This is a genomic window from Streptomyces sp. NPDC018610 (assembly GCF_044391765.1).
Taxonomy (GTDB): domain Bacteria; phylum Actinomycetota; class Actinomycetes; order Streptomycetales; family Streptomycetaceae; genus Streptomyces.
Map to the genome: position 1 here is coordinate 926657 of NZ_JBISAL010000002.1, position 17983 is coordinate 944639.

10 protein-coding genes are annotated in these 17983 nt (G+C 72.8%); 2 read left to right on the forward strand and 8 right to left on the reverse strand.

All coding sequences use genetic code 11. The annotated features are described in order from the left end of the window. Positions 1-186: 186 nt before the first annotated feature. On the reverse strand, positions 187-3078 hold the full coding sequence (locus tag ACH5A8_RS09290; protein ID WP_398999645.1) for a vitamin B12-dependent ribonucleotide reductase: 2892 nt from the start codon (positions 3076-3078) through the stop codon (positions 187-189). Between the two features lie 162 nt (positions 3079-3240). After that, on the reverse strand, positions 3241-3801 hold the full coding sequence (gene nrdR / locus ACH5A8_RS09295; protein ID WP_398999820.1) for a transcriptional regulator NrdR: 561 nt from the start codon (positions 3799-3801) through the stop codon (positions 3241-3243). Between the two features lie 561 nt (positions 3802-4362). Between nrdR and lexA the strand changes: the two genes are divergently transcribed. Continuing rightward, positions 4363-5142, forward strand: coding sequence for a transcriptional repressor LexA (gene lexA / locus ACH5A8_RS09300; protein ID WP_398999647.1), 780 nt, complete (start codon positions 4363-4365; stop codon positions 5140-5142). A gap of 352 nt (positions 5143-5494) precedes the next feature. Here lexA and ACH5A8_RS09305 read toward each other — a convergent pair whose 3' ends face one another. From ACH5A8_RS09305 to ACH5A8_RS09320, 4 genes are all read right to left on the reverse strand, one after another. Next, on the reverse strand, positions 5495-7471 hold the full coding sequence (locus ACH5A8_RS09305) for an ATP-dependent DNA helicase (protein ID WP_398999649.1): 1977 nt from the start codon (positions 7469-7471) through the stop codon (positions 5495-5497). 146 nt (positions 7472-7617) lie between these two features. Further along, positions 7618-8454, reverse strand: a complete 837-nt coding sequence (locus ACH5A8_RS09310; RefSeq protein ID WP_398999650.1) for a GNAT family N-acetyltransferase — start codon at positions 8452-8454, stop codon at positions 7618-7620. A 163-nt stretch (positions 8455-8617) separates the two neighbouring features. Continuing rightward, a complete protein-coding gene (locus tag ACH5A8_RS09315) occupies positions 8618-10618 on the reverse strand; it encodes an IucA/IucC family protein (protein WP_398999652.1) in 2001 nt (666 codons plus the stop codon). 434 nt (positions 10619-11052) lie between these two features. Beyond that, the gene (locus tag ACH5A8_RS09320; protein ID WP_398999654.1) at positions 11053-12591 is read right to left on the reverse strand and encodes a diaminobutyrate--2-oxoglutarate transaminase family protein; all 1539 of its coding nucleotides are present in this window, start codon (positions 12589-12591) and stop codon (positions 11053-11055) included. Between the two features lie 498 nt (positions 12592-13089). Here ACH5A8_RS09320 and ACH5A8_RS09325 point away from each other — a divergent pair, with 498 nt between their 5' ends. Beyond that, positions 13090-14328: a trypsin-like serine peptidase gene (locus ACH5A8_RS09325; protein WP_398999656.1), complete on the forward strand. Its 1239-nt coding sequence runs from the start codon at positions 13090-13092 to the stop codon at positions 14326-14328. A gap of 230 nt (positions 14329-14558) precedes the next feature. On the opposite strand, the gene hflX is transcribed toward ACH5A8_RS09325, so the two are convergent. Together hflX and ACH5A8_RS09335 are read right to left on the reverse strand one after the other, a co-directional pair. Continuing rightward, positions 14559-16052: a GTPase HflX gene (gene hflX, locus ACH5A8_RS09330; protein ID WP_398999658.1), complete on the reverse strand. Its 1494-nt coding sequence runs from the start codon at positions 16050-16052 to the stop codon at positions 14559-14561. A 269-nt stretch (positions 16053-16321) separates the two neighbouring features. After that, positions 16322-17815: a M1 family metallopeptidase gene (locus ACH5A8_RS09335; protein ID WP_398999660.1), complete on the reverse strand. Its 1494-nt coding sequence runs from the start codon at positions 17813-17815 to the stop codon at positions 16322-16324. Positions 17816-17983: the final 168 nt, after the last annotated feature.

Below are 17983 nucleotides of genomic sequence, written 5' to 3' on the forward strand. Positions count from 1 at the left end.
GGACCTTCCGGCGGGGTGTGCAGGGCTCCGAGGACGCCCCGGAGACCTTCAACCGCGACTGGGGCCGCGCCCACGTGGGGTAGGGGTGGGCGGCGGTGCCGGGGTGTGGGGCGCCGGCCATGGGCCGGCGCCCCTCACCTCATGACGTCCGCGTCACTTCATGACGCCCGCGTCGGACCGGCCGCCTCAGCTGCAGCCGCTCGTCGAGCCGCAGCCCTCGCAGATGTAGCAGGAGCCGGCGCGCTGCATCTTGGTGCCGCAGGAGAAGCACAGCGGGGCGTCGGCCTGGATGCCCAGCTGCATCTCCACCAGCTCGGCGCTGGTGTGCGCCTGCTTCGGGGCGGGAGCGGCCGCCTCGATCTCGGCCTTCGGGGTGGCGACGGCCTTCAGGTCGGTCTGCCGGGGCGCGGACTGGGCCAGGCCCTCCACGTCCACGTCCTCGTCGATCGGCTCGTAGGAACCGGTCTCCAGGTGGCGCTGGCGCTCCTCGGCGGAGTGGATGCCGAGCGCGGAGCGCGTCTCGAAGGGCAGGAAGTCCAGCGCCAGGCGGCGGAAGATGTAGTCGACGATCGACTGGGCCATCCGCACGTCCGGGTCGTCGGTCATGCCGGCCGGCTCGAAGCGCATGTTGGTGAACTTCGAGACGTACGTCTCCAGCGGCACGCCGTACTGCAGGCCCACCGACACCGCGATGGAGAAGGCGTCCATCATGCCCGCCAGGGTCGAGCCCTGCTTGGACATCTTCAGGAAGACCTCGCCGAGACCGTCGTCCGGGTAGGAGTTGGCGGTCATGTAGCCCTCGGCGCCGCCGACGGTGAAGGAGGTGGTGATGCCGGGACGACCCTTCGGGAGGCGCTTGCGGACCGGGCGGTACTCGACCACCTTCTCGACCTTGGCCTGCGGCTCCTCGGCGGCCTCGGGCTTCTTCTCCGCGGAGTCCTTCGTCTTGGCGGACAGCGGCTGGCCGACCTTGCAGTTGTCGCGGTAGATCGCCAGCGCCTTGACGCCGAGCTTCCAGGCCTCGTAGTAGATCTCCTCGACCTCCTCGACGGTCGCCGTCTCCGGCATGTTGACCGTCTTGGAGATGGCGCCGGAGATCCAGGGCTGGATCGCGGCCATCATGCGGACGTGGCCCATCGGGGAGATGGCGCGCTCGCCCATGGCGCAGTCGAACACCTCGTAGTGCTCCTGCTTGAGACCGGGGGCGTCGATCACATTGCCGTGCTCGGCGATGTGGGCGACGATCGCCTCGATCTGCTCCTCCTGGTAACCCAGGCGGCGCAGGGCCTGCGGGACGGTGCCGTTGACGATCTGCATCGAGCCGCCGCCGACCAGCTTCTTGAACTTGACCAGGGCGAGGTCGGGCTCGACACCGGTGGTGTCGCAGGACATCGCGAGACCGATGGTTCCGGTCGGCGCGAGGACGGACGCCTGGGAGTTACGGAAACCGTTCTTCTCACCGAGGCGCAGCACGTCCTGCCAGGCCTCCGTGGCGGCGGCCCACACCGGGGTGTCCAGGTCGTCCATGCGCACGGCCGTGGCGTTGGCGTCGGCGTGCTGCTGCATGACGCGCTGGTGGGGCTGCGCGTTGCGGGCGTAGCCGTCGTAGGGGCCGACGACCGCGGCGAGCTCGGCGGAGCGCTTGTAGGCGGTGCCGGTCATCAGGGAGGTGATCGCACCGGCGAGGGCGCGGCCGCCGTCCGAGTCGTAGGCGTGGCCGGTCGCCATCAGCAGGGCGCCGAGGTTGGCGTAGCCGATGCCGAGCTGGCGGAAGGCGCGGGTGTTCTCACCGATCTTCTGGGTCGGGAAGTCGGCGAAGCAGATCGAGATGTCCATCGCGGTGATGACCAGCTCGACGACCTTGGCGAAGCGCTCGACCTCGAAGGACTGGTGGCCCTTGCCGTCGTCCTTGAGGAACTTCATCAGGTTAAGCGAGGCGAGGTTGCAGGACGTGTTGTCCAGGTGCATGTACTCGCTGCAGGGGTTCGAGCCGTTGATCCGGCCGGACTCCGGGCAGGTGTGCCAGTGGTTGATCGTGTCGTCGTACTGGATGCCCGGGTCGGCGCAGGCCCAGGCGGCCTCGGCCATCTTGCGGAAGAGGGACTTGGCCTCGATCTCCTCGATGACCTCGCCGGTCATGCGGGCCCGCAGACCGAACTTGCCGCCCTGCTCGACCGCCTTCATGAACTCGTCGTTCACGCGGACGGAGTTGTTGGCGTTCTGGTACTGGACGGACGTGATGTCGTCGCCGCCCAGGTCCATGTCGAAGCCCGCGTCGCGCAGGGCGCGGATCTTCTCCTCCTCCTTGACCTTGGTCTCGATGAAGTCCTCCACGTCGGGGTGGTCGACGTCGAGGATGACCATCTTGGCGGCGCGGCGGGTGGCGCCACCGGACTTGATGGTGCCGGCGGAGGCGTCGGCGCCGCGCATGAAGGAGACCGGGCCGGAGGCGTTGCCGCCGGAGGAGAGCAGCTCCTTGGAGGAGCGGATGCGGGAGAGGTTCAGGCCGGCGCCCGAGCCGCCCTTGAAGATCATGCCCTCTTCCTTGTACCAGTCGAGGATCGACTCCATGGAGTCGTCGACGGACAGGATGAAGCAGGCGGAGACCTGCTGCGGCTGGGGCGTGCCGACGTTGAACCAGACGGGGCTGTTGAAGCTGAAGATCTGGTGCAGGAGGGCGTAGGCCAGCTCGTGCTCGAAGATCTCGGCGTCGGCGGGCGAGGCGAAGTACTGGTTGTCCTCGCCGGCCTTCCGGTACGTCTTGACGATGCGGTCGATCAGCTGCCTGAGGCTGGTCTCGCGCTGCGGGGTGCCGACCGCGCCCCGGAAGTACTTGCTGGTGACGATGTTGACCGCGTTCACCGACCAGAAGTCGGGGAACTCGACGCCACGCTGCTCGAAGTTGACCGAGCCGTCGCGCCAGTTGGTCATGACGACGTCACGGCGCTCCCAGGCCACCTCGTCGTAAGGGTGTACGCCGGGGGTGGTGTGGATGCGCTCGATGTGCAGCCCCTTGTTCCCCGCCTTGCCGCCCTTGGCTCGGGAACCTCGTGCCGGACCGCTCGCCGTCTCTGTCATGCCGCCTCCCATGTACGGGCGAAAACGCCCTGAAGTGTCCCTGTGTTCCGAGACACGGTGTTCTGTCTGGTGCTGCGGGCACCTGAGATCACTGCCGCCCGCAACCATCTTCCTCGCCGCCGCTGAGCCGCCCCGGACCCGTGGTCCGGACCGGCCCGCCGATCAGTCGGCGGCGCGCGCGGGCAGGGGGACGTCAGCCGTCCCACCGCGCCCGCGGTCGTCTTCCGGGCCCCCCGCGACGGCGTCGCCGCCGTCCTCCCGCTGTGCGGCGGGGCGCCGCGTGTCTTCCCTGAGTTCCGTGATGGCGGCCTCGAAGTCCTCGAGCGAGTCGAACGCCCGGTAGACGGACGCGAACCGCAGATAGGCGACGAGGTCGAGCTCCCGCAGGGGGCCGAGTATGGCCAGGCCCACCTCGTGGGCGGCCACCTCGGCGCTGCCGCTGGCCCGCACCGCCTCCTCGACCCGCTGGCCGAGCTGGGCGAGCGCGTCTTCCGTGACCGGCCGTCCCTGGCACGCCTTGCGCACACCGTTGATGACCTTGGTGCGGCTGAAGGGCTCGGTGACTCCGGACCGCTTGACCACCATGAGCGAGCACGTCTCCACGGTCGTGAACCGACGGGAGCAGTCAGGGCACTGGCGGCGCCTGCGGATCGACGTGCCGTCGTCCGTCGTACGGCTGTCGACCACACGGCTGTCGGGGTGCCTGCAGAAGGGGCAGTGCATGGACTCCATCCCTCCTCACAGCAGACTCAAAAGCCTCGTCGGACCTCACGGGCCCCTCGAAGCAGCCCCAAGCATAGGCGATGAAAGAGGCACCGAAGACCCGGGTCACCACAACTTCTGGGTCGCCCTGGACGGACAACCACTAGATGTGGGGATTGACTCGCAGCCAGTCATCTTCAGCGGCGCGTCGCGCGGACGGGGCCAGGGACCGTATGCCCCCGCTGTGACCGTGAACACGCCCGCGCGCGCGAGCGCCCGCGAGGACCCCGTGCGCACCGCGTGAGGGAGGCGTGGAGGCACGGCACTCCGGCACGAACGGGCTCCGGTGCTCGTTCGACGGGGCGCCGGGTGGCACACTGAGGCCCGGATGGCGACGCCTCCTCTCCGGCGGTGAAGAGTACAGCAATGAGCCCATTTGTCCGCCGGGGCCGGCGTGAGCCATACACCCAGAGACGTGATCAAGTCCGGCTCTCCACGTTTTTTCACTCGAACGTGTGTTTGGCGCAACCTTTCGAAAGCCACTACCGTTGTGCCGGAGGGAGACCATCGAGAGGGGCCGACGTGACCACCACCGCAGACAGTGCCACCATCACTGCCCAGGACCGCCCCCAGGGCCGACTCGAGCCGGTGCATGCGATGAACGAAGCCGCGAATCCGGAGGGACCCAAGCGGTCCCTGCCGGGCCGACCTCCAGGCATCCGGGCCGACAGCTCGGGCCTCACCGACCGCCAGCGCCGGGTGATCGAGGTCATCAGGGACTCCGTCCAGCGGCGCGGCTACCCGCCGTCCATGCGGGAGATCGGCCAGGCCGTGGGCCTCTCCAGCACCTCCTCGGTCGCGCACCAGCTGATGGCGCTGGAGCGCAAGGGCTTCCTCCGCCGCGACCCGCACCGCCCGCGCGCCTACGAGGTCCGCGGCTCGGACCAGGCGGCGACGCTGCAGCCCACGGACACCGTCGGCAAGCCCGCCGCGTCGTACGTCCCGCTGGTCGGCCGGATCGCCGCCGGCGGCCCCATCCTCGCCGAGGAGTCGGTCGAGGACGTCTTCCCCCTCCCCCGGCAGCTGGTCGGCGACGGTGAGCTGTTCGTCCTGAAGGTCGTCGGCGACTCGATGATCGAGGCCGCGATCTGCGACGGCGACTGGGTGACCGTCCGCCGCCAGCAGGTCGCCGAGAACGGCGACATCGTGGCCGCGATGATCGACGGCGAGGCCACCGTCAAGCGCTTCAAGCGCGAGGACGGCCATGTCTGGCTGCTGCCGCACAACGCGGCGTACGAGCCGATTCCGGGTGACGACGCAACCATCCTCGGCAAGGTGGTGGCCGTCCTGCGACGGGTCTGAGGACCACGGCGGGCGCGGCCCGCCCCCTGATCGGGCCCCGGGACCTCTGCGCCGGTTCCGGGGCCCTGTGCTGCCCGCGCCCCGTGGCGTCGCGGTTCTGTGCCGCCCCGGTCCCGCGCTGGTGCGACGCCGTGGGACGCTCCCGGTTCGGCACTCTGCCGAACCGGTGCCGCGCCGTTCCAGGCCTACGCCGGTCCGGCCCCGCCGGTCCGGTCCCGTGCCGGTCCGGCCCGTGCCCTTTCCGTCCGGCCCCGGTACCCCGCCGCGCCGTCAGGTCGGCTCCGACCGCACCTGTGATGTCCGATCGGCGCGTGGCCCGGGCGTCTCCAGCCGGGCCACCCGCGTCACCCCGTCACTCCCCGTCCGCCTGCCGTGCCGCCGCGTCGATGGCCGCCAGGGACTTCCGCACCTGGTTGCGGTCCGTGGTGTACCAGAAGTCGGGCAGTGACGCCTTCAGATAGCTGCCGTAGCGCGCCGTGGCCAGCCGCTGGTCCAGAACGGCGACCACGCCCCGGTCCCCCGAGGCCCGGACGAGACGCCCGGCGCCCTGCGCCATCAGCAGCGCCGCGTGCGTGGCGGCGACCGCCATGAAGCCGTTCCCGCCGGCGTCCTCGACGGCCTTCTGGCGGGCGCTCATCAGCGGGTCGTCCGGCCGCGGGAAGGGGATCTTGTCCATGACCACCAGCTGGCAGCTGGGGCCGGGGACGTCGACGCCCTGCCAGAGCGAGAGCGTGCCGAACAGACAGGTCTCCGGGTCGGCCGCGAAGTTCTTGATCAGTTCGCCCAGCGTCTCCTCGCCCTGGAGCAGGATCGGGAACTCCGGGATCCGGCCGCGCAGCTCCTCCGCGGCGAGCTGGGCGGCCCGCATCGAGGAGAACAGGCCGAGCGTCCGGCCGCCCGCCGCCTGGATCAGTTCCGTCAGCTCGTCGAGCATGTCGCCGCGGTCACCGTCCCGGGCCGGGCGGGCCAGGTGCTTGGCGACGTACAGGATGCCCTGCCTGGGGTAGTCGAACGGCGAGCCGACGTCGACGCCCTTCCACTGCGGCACGTCGTCACCCTCCGTGCCCTCGGGGGCGAGTCCGAGGGAGGCTCCCACCCCGTTGAAGTCGCCGCCGAGCTTGAGGGTCGCGGAGGTCAGGACCACGGAGCGCTCCGTGAACAGCTTCTCCCGCAGCAGCCCCGAGACGGACATGGGCGCCACGCGCAGGGAGGCGCCGAAGCGGTCGTGCCGCTCGTACCACACGACGTCCCACTCGGAGCCGTTGGTGATGCGCTCCGCCACGTCGTGCACGTTCTCCACGGAGGCCAGGGCCTGCTTGCGGACCGCGTCCTCGTCCTGGACGGACTTGTCGCGGGTCGAGCCGAGCGCGGAGATGACCGTGCGGGCGGCGTCCCGCAGCGCCAGCAGCGCGTAGCCGAGGTCCTCGGGGATCTCCTCCAGCCGGCCGGGCAGGGCCAGCTCCATCAGCCGCTCGAAGCCCTCGGCGGCGGTCTGCAGCTGGTCGGCCGCCTTCTCGTTGACGAGCTTCGCGGCGCGCCGCACCGCGCGGTTGACCTGCCCAGGGGTGAGCTCGCCGGTGGCGACGCCGGTCACCCGCGAGACCAGCTCGTGCGCCTCGTCGACGATGAGGACCTCGTGCTGCGGGAGGACGGGCGCGCCCTCGATGGCGTCGATCGCGAGCAGCGCGTGGTTGGTGACGACGACCTCGGCGAGCTTGGCGCGCTCGCGGGCGGTCTCGGCGAAGCACTCGGCGCCATAGGCGCACTTCGAGGCGCCCAGGCACTCCCGGGAGGAGACCGACACCTGCGCCCAGGCCCGGTCGGAGACACCGGGGGTGAGGTCGTCGCGGTCGCCCGACTCGGTCTCGTCCGACCAGTCACGCAGCCGCAGCAGGTCCTGGCCGAGCCTGCTGGTGGGCGCCGCCGCCTCGAACTGGTCGAACAGGCCCTCCTCCTCGTCCTGCGGGACGCCCTCGTGCAGCCGGTGCAGGCACAGGTAGTTGGAGCGGCCCTTGAGCATGGCGAACTCCGGGCGGCGGCGCAGCAGGGGGTGCAGTGCGTCGACCGTGCGCGGCAGGTCCCGCTCGACCAGCTGGCGCTGCAGGGCGAGCGTGGCGGTCGCCACGACGACCCGGTCCCCGTGCGCGAGCGCGGGCACGAGGTAGCCGAGAGACTTGCCGGTGCCGGTGCCGGCCTGGACCAGCAGATGCGATCCGTCGTCGATCGCGTCCGCGACGGCCTGGGCCATGGTCACCTGGCCGGGGCGCTCCGTACCGCCGACGGCGGCGACGGCGGCGTGCAGGAGTTCGGGGAGGGAGGGCTTCGTCATAGCGCGACCACCCTACGGCTCGGGACTGACAAACGGGTGGGCGAGGCAAAGTCCGCCGGCCCGGCCCCTTCCCCGGGCGGGCCCGGCCGGCGGAAACCGGACAGGCGAGGCAGGTGCACCCGAAGTGATGACGGCATGCCCCACCGTCACATCAGGTGGCGCAGGGACCGGTCCCGGATCATGAGGGCGGCCCGTTTGTCGGGCAGGTCGACCTCGGCCGAGTAGCGGAAACCCGCGGCGAGGAACGCCGCCACGGAGGGCGCGTTGCGCAGGTCGGGTTCGGCCACCACGCGCGCGCAGGCGGGGCGCATGTCGAGGATCAGATCGGCCACGGCTCTGAGCAGTGCGCCGCCGAGCCCTCGCCCGCGGTCGGCGCCGCTGCCGATCAGCAGGTGGACGCCGGTGTCGTGGGGGCGGGCGGGGTAGTGGCGGGCGAGGGGGTCGAGATCGGCCCGGTAGATCTCCCAGTAGCTCATCGGCGTGCCGTCGAGCAGCCCGAGACAGGGAACGCTGCGTCCGTCGCCGTCGAGCTGCGCGCCGAGGTGGGTCTCGGTGATCCGCTGCTCGCCGGCCAGCTTCCAGAACTCGGCGACGGCCGGGTCGTTCATCCAGCGGCAGACTACGGGCAGATCGCGCCCGACGCGGACGGGCAGCAGCTCGAAGACACCCACTGGGGTGCCGGTGGAGCCCCAGCCGCCCACTCCGTCCAGCAGGTCGTACGGGTCGAGCCCGCCGGGGTCCTCGGCGAACCGCGCGACGAAGTCGTCGGGCAGGTGCAGGTCCAGCGTGTCCTCGGCGTCCTCCGCCTTCTCCGCGTCCGCGGCGTCGGCGGCCGGCTCGGACGGGCCGGGGAGACGGTCGGCGCCGGCCGTGTCCGCGGCCGCGTCGACAGCGGTGGCCACCGAGCCCGGGGGGCCGGCGTCGGGGGAGGTCGTGGCGGCGGGGGCCTGCCCGACGGCGGTGCCGGCGTCGGTGGGAGGCATGGGCGCGCTCCTCTCGGAGGACTGAGGACGGGGGACGAGGTATGAGGAAGGGGAACGAGGTGGGGCGAAGTCCTGGGAAACGGAAGGTGCGGCGGGCATACGACGGTGGGAGCGGGCCCGGACCCGCTCAGGGGCGGGAGCCGGTGACGGGCATCCGGCTCGGTCAGACGTGCAGGGGGTTGGCGAGGGTGACGTAGACGGACTGGGTGTCGACCGGGCCGACGAGTTCGTCGAGGCCGTGCAGCCTGGTCAGCAGGTTGGCCTTGCAGCGCAGGAGCGGGGAGTCGAGCAGACGGGCCGGCAGGGTGGACCGCGTGGGCGCCGGGCCGGCGGCGGCCTCGCCGAGGAAACGGCGGAAGGCGGCCAGCAACAGCCGCTCGTCGGCCAGTCGCTGGGAGCCGAAGGCGCCGATGAGGCCGAACACGTTGTTGACGGCGAGGTAGTACGTGAAGCGTTCGTCCGCGACCTCGTCGGGGACGAAGGTGTCGCTGCGCTCGCCGATGCCCGGCAGCCGCGCCTCCAGTTCCGCCCGGCGGGAGTCGCGGAAGTAGTAGCCCTGGTTGTCGCGGTAGCGGCCGCCGGCGGGCCAGCCGTCGGCGTCCAGCAGGAGCAGCGTGTTCTGCTGGTGGGCTTCGAGGGCGATCCCCACCTCGCCGTCCAGCCACAGCACCGGGCGGATCACCTGCTCCAGGTAGCGCAGGAACCACTCGGCGGCGACGGCTCCGCGCGGTCGCCCGGTGCGTGCGGCCAGACGCGTGACGATGCCGTCGAGCCGGGACCGCGAGGCGGGAGGGGCGCCCGCCCGGGAGGGACCGTCTGAGGGCGGACAGGGCCGGGGGGAGACGAGTCCGGCGACGCAGGCGACGTCGTCCTCGGGGCTGAACGGATTGTGGCGGATCATCACGTCCAGCCCGGGCACGGGGGCCCCGTCCTCGTCGTCCACGGCCAGCCAGGCGGGGTCGCGGACGATGTCGAAGCCGTCGTGGAGCGCCCGCCACTCCCGCACGAGGCCGCTGCGCAGCAGACGGTGGACCTCGACGCCGCGGTGCAGTTCCTTGCGGAGGTTCTCGCGGCGGGAGTTGGTGATGCGCAGGCCCAGCGACAGTTTGAGCATGGCGGGGGCGCCGGTGCGGTGGACGGTCCGCACGGAGGAGGTGGGGTGCCAGGACGGGCCGTGCGGGCCCAGGTCGCGCAGGAGTCCCGCGTCCAGCAGTGCGGCCGTGCCTGGGCGGCGGCGGACCTCGCGCAGCTGCCACGGGTGCAGCGGCAGGGCGGCGTGTCCGTCGGGGAGCGGCAGCCCGGCCCCGGCGAGGCGGGCGGTGAGCCGGTCCGCGGGCACCGGACGGCCTCCCTCGGTCCAGGCCGAGTCGGTGGCGAGGACGCGCGGCGAGACGGCCATCCAGTGCAGGGGGAACGAGCCGCGCGACTCGGGTGAGTAGGCGTGGGCCTCGGCGTCGGTCAGGCCGTCCCGGCTCTTGGGGGCCGGGTGCAGCGGGTGGCCGAGGATCAGGGCCTGCTCGGCGGAGAGGAAGAGGTCGGGCCCTTCGGCGGGGCGTTCCCGGCGGTCGCCAAGGAAGTGGGCGGTGCGACGGACGGAGTCGGCGACGCGGGCGACGAGGTCGACCGCGTCGGCGCCGCCGCGCGGCGGGACGGGTCGCGCCGTCTCCGGGGTGGCGGGGGCGGCTGCCGTGGGCCCTTGCGGGGGCGGGGGCGGGCAGGTCGCGCCCGGCGTTTCCCGGGCGAGCAGGGCGGCGACCGTCACGGCGTCGGCCGGCGGCGCGTCGTCGGGTGCGTCGGCCAGGTGAGGGAGGCCGAAGCGGTGCCAGCCGGTCGGGGACCAGTGGCGGACGGGCACGAGCAGGGCGGTGCCGCTGGCGGCGAGGGGGAGGTGAAGGGTGTCGCCGCCGGGTTCGGCGACGCCGGTCTCGCGCACCCAGCAGCGCAGGAGGTTCTCCACGGCGGCGGCCTGGGCGGCGGTGTACGGGTCCGGGTGCTCCAGGAGGTCGGCGGCCGCACCGTCGTCCAGCCCTCGGTGGTGGTGCGGTGGCCGCACGACCTGACGGGGGACCGTCTCGGTCGGGTCGAGAAGAGACGCGGGCCCGCAGTGGGATGCCTGGGCGGGGGAAGGCGTTGGCTGACCGTGGGGGGCGGGTTCGGTGGTCAAGACGGGTCCTCGTGGGGTCGTGTCGTGCGGGTCGTGGGTCGGCGGTGCCGGCGGGGGCGGGCCGGCCATGAGGGGCCTGGGGCGAGAGCGGGCGTGGAGCGGAGGTGGGGCTGGAGCGTGGAGCAAGGGCGGGGTCGCCTCGGGTCGGGGGCCTGGCGGTCGTACGGCGCTGGGGCGCGGCATGCCGTGGGCGGCCGACTCCCCGGCTCCCGGCCGGGCAGTCCGCGTCGGCGGACCGCGCCGCGTTCCCGGACCGGTCCGACCGCCCGGCCGTTCGTCGCCTCGCCCGTCGCTCGACGTCTGCGGGGCCGGCTCCTGCGCCGGCGCTCACGCGCCTTCGCCCTCCGCGCCGCCACGCCGTCACCCTGGCTCGCTCCCCCGGCTCCGCCGGCGCGTACGAGTTCGGTCCCCGGACTCGTCGGGACGGGCGCGAGCTAGCCCGTGCCCTCGGCGGGCCGGGTCGAGCCCCGCTGCCGGCGGGTTGGCCCGGGCCGGGTCGAGCCCCGGCCGAGAAGGTCCGCGGCCGTCGAGGCGACCGCTTCCACCGCGTCGGCCAGCCGGTCGAGCACGGCCGCCGCCTGCTCGTCGGTGATCGTCAGCGGGGGAAGCAGTCGTACGACACTGGCGTGGCGGCCGCCGAGTTCGACGATCAGGCCCCGCCGCAGGCACTCCCGCTGCACCGCGGCGGCGAGTTCGGGCGCGGCCGGCCGGGGCTCCGCGGAGCGGGTCCGCGTCAGCGCCACACCCTGGCCGACACCGACACCGACGCCGGTGGCGGTGGCGGTGGCGGTGGCGGTGGCGATCGCCTCGCCGCCGCTGCGCTCCCCCTCCGGGTCGACCAGCTCCAGGCCGAGCATCAGCCCCCGCCCCCGGACCTCGCCGACGCAGGGGTGCTCCTCGGCCAGCCGGCCGAGTCGGGCGAGCATGCGGGCGCCGAGGGTCGCGGCGCGCTCGGCGAGGCGGTTCTCACGGACGTGGGCGAGGGTGGCGGTGCCCGCCGCCATGGCGAGCTGGTTGCCGCGGAACGTTCCCGCGTGGGCGCCCGGCTCCCAGACGTCGAGGTCGTCGCGGTAGACGACGACGGCCAGCGGCAGACTGCCGCCGATGGCCTTCGACAGCACCATCACGTCCGGTGTCACCCCGCTGTGCTCCACCGCCCAGAACGCGCCGGTACGGCCGACTCCCGTCTGAACCTCGTCGGCGATCAAGGGCACCGACCGCTCCGCGGTGATCTGCCGCATGCGTCGCATCCAGTCGTCCGGTGCGGGCAGGACCCCGCCCTCGCCCTGCACCGGCTCGAGGATCATCCCGGCGGGCAGCGGCACCCCGGACTTGGGGTCGTCCAGCACGGACTCGGTCCAGCGGGAGGCGAGTTCGGCGCCGCGCGGGCCGCCGACGCCGAACGGGCAGCGGTAGTCCTGCGGGTAGGGCAGCCGGACGACCCGCACGTCGGGGGCGTGCCCGGAAGCGGCGAGCGCCCCGGCGGTCATCCCGTGGTAGGCCCCGGTGAAGGCCATGATCGCGCTGCGGCCGGTGGCGGCCCGGACCAGTTTGAAGGCGGCCTCCACCGCGTCCGTCCCGGCGGGGCCGCAGAACTGTACGCGCGCGCGGTCCGCCAGCCCGGGCGGCAGCGTGGCGAACAGTTCGGTGACGAAGGCGTCCTTGACGGGTGTGGCCAGGTCGAGAGCGTGCAGCGGCGCGCCGGAGTCGAGCACCTTGCGGACGGCGGCCAGGACGACGGGGTGGTTGTGCCCGAGGGCGAGGGCGCCCGCGCCCGAGAGGCAGTCCAGGTAACGGCGGCCGTCCGCGCCCTCGATGGTGAGGCCGCGGGCCCGCACCGGGACGATCGGCAGGGTGCGCGCGTACGTGCGCGCCGCCGACTCGCGCGCCGACTGGCGCCGCAGGATGCCCTCGTGCAGGGCGCGCGCTCCCGCGCGGGCGTGCCCTTCGGGCGCAGACTCCGTCACGGTCACGGTTCCCCGTCCTCCCGCTGTCCAAGGCCACGGCCGCCACCTGTCCGAGGGGCCCGGCTCCCGCTTCCCGCAGGCGTCGCACACCGGCGGCGGGGCCCGGACGCGGACAGAGGGCCCCGTCGCTACAACCGCGGACCGCGCGCTCGGTTACGGGTTGGCGCGAGATCCGTGCCGTGCCGCGGCGGCGGACCGCGCCACCGGTCTCCCGTCCCGGTCCCCTGAGCGGTCCCGCAGCCACCCCGCGACCGCTCCGGTGGGCGTACCGGATCCTGTGCCGATCACGCGTGAAAGGACGTCAATCCGGCGGATCCGCGGACGATTCACGAGGTCGGGAGGCTTGTAGCCGAACCGTTGCCGTTCCGTCGGCTCCGCCCCACAGCGACCGCATAGTGTGTGGTGGCGTATCGGCCAGCCGTGACGCGCCCTGGCTCGCCGCGAGTCGGGCGCCTGCGCACCGGGGCAGCCGCAAGTCCGTTCATCCCAGGGGGAGTCAAGAGCATGCGATCCAATCGCCCGTCCGTCACCGCTCGCCGGGGAGGGAGCGCCCGGCGCGGGGCCTCCCCCGTCCTGGCCGCCGTCGCACTGGTCTCGGCCTTGGCCCTCACCGCCACCGGTTGCAACTCGGGCGACAGCGACGCCGACGCGAAGCCCACCGCCTCCGCGGCCGCCGCGGAGACCGGCGGCGCCGGCGACGGGAAGATCAAGATCCCGGACGACATCCGGAAGAAGCTCAAGGAGCACGGGATCGACATGGACAAGTGGAAGGGCGGCGCCTGGAAGAACTGGGACAAGGACGACTGGCTGCGCGAGGCCAACGACTTCGTCAACCCCATCATCCAGGGCCTGTGGGACCCGGACCGGATGCGCCGGGCCAACGACCCGGACAAAGGCGTCGACGACAACGACATCTCCGGCGACCAGGGCGTCACCGACCCGACGCCGGCCCCGGTGAAGGCGCAGGCGGTGTCGCCCGCCTACCACGCCAACGCGGCCACGGCCGGCAAGGTGTTCTTCGACTCCCCCGAGGGCACGATGGTCTGTTCGGCGACGGTCGTGGAGGACCCGGCCCACCCGGGCAAGTCCGACCTGGTGTGGACGGCCGGCCACTGTGTGCACGCCGGCAAGAAGGGCGGCTGGTACCGCAACATCGCCTTCGTGCCGTCGTACAACGACGCGGGGCGCAGCGCGGCTCAGCTGCAGGGCGCGAGCCGCGAGGAGGTCGCCCCGTACGGCGTGTGGTGGGGCGACTGGGCGCAGACCTCCGACCAGTGGATCGCGCACGGCGGCGCGACCGGCGGGCAGGGGGCGCCGTACGACTACGCCGTGATCCATGTGACGCCGGAGAAGGGCGGGAACGGCAAGTCCCTGCAGGAGACGGTCGGCGCGGCGCTGCCCGTGAACTTCGACGCCCCGGCCGTGCCGAAGGTGCAGAGCATCACCGCGACCGGTTACCCCGCGGCTCCGCCGTACGACGGGCAGCGGCTGTACCAGTGCCAGGACAAGCCCGGGCGGCTGTCGGTCACCGCTTCCGACCCGACGATGTACCGGATCGGCTGCACCATGACCGGCGGTTCCTCCGGCGGCGGCTGGGTCGAGACGGGCTCGGACGGCAAGCCCGCGCTGGTATCCAACACCTCGATCGGCCCGGTGACGGCGGGCTGGCTGGCGGGGCCGCGGCTGGGTCCGGTGGCCAAGGGCGTGTACGACTCGGTCAGCGAGAAGTTCGCCGGGCAGTGAGCGGCGAGCGGTGTCCCGGCCGTGCCACGGCGCCGGCCGGGGCACCGCCACCGGGCCCGGCGTGACGACGGCCCGGCACAGCACGAGGGGCCGCCCCCGGCGAAAGGGGGCGGGCCCTCGTGCTGTGCGGCCGAGCGGCCCTCACGCCGTGCGCCGGGCGGGACCCGGCGGCTCGGAGCGGGCCTGCCGGGGTCCGACGGCGCGGTGTGCGGCGGACGGGGCCCGGTGGGTCAGAGCGCCGCGGCCGGCACGTACGGCGCCAGGTCGGCCGCCAGTTCCTCGTGCACCCGGGCCTTGAGCTGGGTGCCCTCCGCGGTGTGCTCCTCGGAGATCACCTCGCCCTCGTCGTGGGCGCGGGCGACCAGCTTGCCGTGCGTGTACGGCACGAGCGCCTCGATCTCGACGGACGGGCGGGGCAGCTCGGCGTCGATCAGGGCGAGCAGCTCGGCGATGCCACGGCCGGTGCGCGCGGACACCGCGATGGAGTGCTTCTCCACCCGCAGCAGCCGCTGGAGCACCAGTGGGTCGGCCGCGTCCGCCTTGTTGACCACGACGATCTCCGGCACGTCGGTGGCGCCGACGTCCCTGATCACCTCGCGCACGGCGGCCAGCTGCTCCTCCGGGTCCGGGTGCGAGCCGTCCACCACGTGGAGGATCAGGTCGGAGTCGCCGACCTCCTCCATGGTGGAGCGGAACGCCTCGACCAGGTGGTGGGGCAGGTGCCGGACGAATCCGACGGTGTCGGCCAGCGTGTAGAGCCTTCCGCTCGGGGTCTCGGCCCGGCGCACGGTCGGGTCCAGGGTCGCGAACAGCGCGTTCTCGACCAGGACGCCCGCGCCGGTGAGGCGGTTGAGCAGGGAGGACTTGCCGGCGTTGGTGTAACCGGCGATGGCGACGGAGGGCACCTTGTTGCGGCGCCGCTCCTGGCGCTTGATCTCGCGGCCGGTCTTCATGTCCGCGATCTCCCGGCGCATCTTCGCCATCTTCTCGCGGATCCGCCGCCGGTCCGTCTCGATCTTGGTCTCACCGGGACCGCGGGTGGCGAGGCCGCCGCCCTTGCCGCCGCCCATCTGCCGGGACAGCGACTGGCCCCAGCCGCGCAGCCTCGGCAGCATGTACTGCATCTGCGCGAGCGCGACCTGCGCCTTGCCCTCGCGGGACTTGGCGTGCTGGGCGAAGATGTCGAGGATCAGGGCCGTACGGTCGATGACCTTGACCTTGACGACGTCTTCCAGGTGGATCAGCTGGCCCGGGCTCAGCTCACCGTCACAGATGACGGTGTCGGCGCCCGACTCCAGGACGATGTCGCGCAGTTCGTCGGCCTTGCCGGAGCCGATGTAGGTGGCCGCGTCGGGCTTGTCGCGGCGCTGGATCACGCCGTCGAGCACCAGCGCGCCCGCGGTCTCCGCCAGCGCGGCGAGCTCGGCCAGGGAGTTCTCCGCGTCCTGCACGGTTCCCGAGGTCCAGACGCCGACGAGCACGACGCGCTCCAGGCGGAGCTGGCGGTACTCGACCTCGGTGACGTCCTCGAGCTCGGTGGACAGGCCCGCGACGCGGCGCAGGGCCGCACGCTCGGAGCGGTCGAACTGTTCGCCGTCCCGCTCCGTGTCGATCTCGTGGCTCCAGGCGACGTCCTCTTCCATCAGGGCATCGGCCCGAAGACCTTCGGGATAGGTGTGCGCGAGGCGCTTGGTGGCCTGGGAAGAGGAAGAAGAGGAGGTCATTGGGTCCTTACGTCGTTGGGGAATCCGTGGTGCGGCGCTGGGGCTGCGGTCAGGCCGCATCCGCTGCCACCGCCACTCCTGCACTGCTGACAACGCACGGGAGCCCCGGGAGATTCCCGGGCGCCGTGCCGCGTCGACCGGATGATGGTCGCACGGCACGGCCCGTCTCGTCATGGTGTTATTCCCCGTCGGCCCGCCCTGTCACCTCTCCCGGGGCGCCGCTTCGGCTGACCTCTCCCAAGGCGCCGCTTCGCCCTCCCCGTCCCCCGTCACTTCTTGCTCTTCGCCGACTTCAGGGGCGGCGCCTGCTTCCAGTCCGGGTGGCCGGGCATCGGCGGGGTCTTGGCGCCGTACAGCCACGCCTGGAAGAACCCGCTCAGGTCGCGTCCGGCGATGTCCGAGGCCAGGCGTTCGAAGTCGGCGGTGGTCGCCGTGCCGTCCCGGTGGTCCCGGACCCAGGTGCGCTCCAGGCGTTCGAAGGCCGGCTTGCCGATCTCCTGGCGCAGCGCGTAGAGGGCGAGGGCCGCGCCGTCGTAGATGTTCGGGCGGAAGATGCCGATCTTCTCGCCGGCCTTCGGGACCTTGGGCCGCGCGGGCGGGCCGCCGGCCGCGCGCCAGCCGTCGGAGGCGCCGTAGGCGGCCTTCATGCGGGCCTCCATGGGCCGGTTCGCCCTCTCCTCGGCGTACAGGGCCTCGTACCAGGTCGCGTGGCCCTCGTTGAGCCACACGTCGGACCAGGAGCGGGGGCTGACGCTGTCGCCGAACCACTGGTGGGACAGCTCGTGCACCATGACCGACTCGACGTACCACTTCGGGTAGGCGGCATCGGTGAACAGGTCCTTCTCGAACAGGGAGAGGGTCTGCGTCTCCAGCTCGAAGCCGGTCTTCGCCGACGCCATGAGCACGCCGTACGTCTCGAAGGGGTAGCGGCCGACCTTGCTCTCCAGCCAGGCGATCTGGTCCGGGGTCTTGGCCAGCCAGGGTTCGAGGGCGGCGCGGTCCTTGGTGGGGACGACGTCGCGGACGGGCAGGCCGTGCGGGCCGGGGCGGTGCAGCACGGTGGAGCGGCCGATGGAGACCTGGGCCAGTTCGGTGGCCATGGGGTGCCCGGTGCGGTAGGTCCAGGTGGTCGTGGCACGGCTGCGGGCGACGCCCACTGGCAGGCCGTTGGCGACGGCCGTGTACCCCTCGGGCGCGGTGACGTGGATGGTGAACATCGCCTTGTCGGAGGGGTGGTCGTTGCACGGGAACACCAGGTGGGCGACGTCGGCCTGGTTGGCCATGGCCAGTCCGTCCGCGGTGCGCACCCAGCCGCCGTCCCGGCCCTTCTCGGGGACGGGGTCGCTGGTGTGCCGGACGGTGATGCGCGTCCGCGTGTGCGCGGGCAGCGGGGTGCGCGGGGTGACCACGAGGTCCTCGCCGGCGAAGGCGAAGGCCGCGGGCGCGCCGTCGACCTCGACGGAGTCGACGGCGCCGTGCGCGAAGTCCAGGTTCACGCTCTCCAGGGACCTGGTCGTGCGGGCGTCGATCGTGGTGACGGCCCGCAGCGGCTTGCCGTTGTCGCCGGAGTAGGCGAAGGACAGGTCGTACGCCGACACGTCGTACCCCGGGTTGCCGAGGTACGGGAAGAGGCGGTCGCCGACGCCGAGCGGCGCGGGCGGGGCGCTCGCGGCCAGGAGACAGACGCAGGCGGCCGAGGCGGCGGACGCGAGGAGGGTCGCCTTCAGGCGACGCGGGACGCGGTGACGGAGGGTGCGCGGCATGCACACACGGCTATCAGCGCGTGAGGGCGGTACGGCGGCGGCGCGCTCCCGGGCCACTCGATCGGGTTCTTCGGGAGCGCGAGACGAGTCGCGCTCCGGGCGCGCCCCCGTACGCCCCTGGAGGGGTGGCTCCCGCCGCTGTCACGGCTGGGCGCGGCCGACGTCTGT

Excerpts from the sequence above, each read along its gene's own strand:
- ACH5A8_RS09290 (WP_398999645.1), bottom strand. The coding sequence starts at position 3,078 with ATGACAGAGACGGCGAGCGGTCCGGCACGAGGTTCCCGAGCCAAGGGC.
- nrdR (WP_398999820.1), bottom strand. The coding sequence starts at position 3,801 with ATGCACTGCCCCTTCTGCAGGCACCCCGACAGCCGTGTGGTCGACAGC.
- ACH5A8_RS09305 (WP_398999649.1), bottom strand. The coding sequence starts at position 7,471 with ATGACGAAGCCCTCCCTCCCCGAACTCCTGCACGCCGCCGTCGCCGCC.
- ACH5A8_RS09310 (WP_398999650.1), bottom strand. The coding sequence starts at position 8,454 with ATGCCTCCCACCGACGCCGGCACCGCCGTCGGGCAGGCCCCCGCCGCC.
- ACH5A8_RS09325 (WP_398999656.1), top strand. The coding sequence starts at position 13,090 with ATGCGATCCAATCGCCCGTCCGTCACCGCTCGCCGGGGAGGGAGCGCC.
- hflX (WP_398999658.1), bottom strand. The coding sequence starts at position 16,052 with ATGACCTCCTCTTCTTCCTCTTCCCAGGCCACCAAGCGCCTCGCGCAC.
- ACH5A8_RS09335 (WP_398999660.1), bottom strand. The coding sequence starts at position 17,815 with ATGCCGCGCACCCTCCGTCACCGCGTCCCGCGTCGCCTGAAGGCGACC.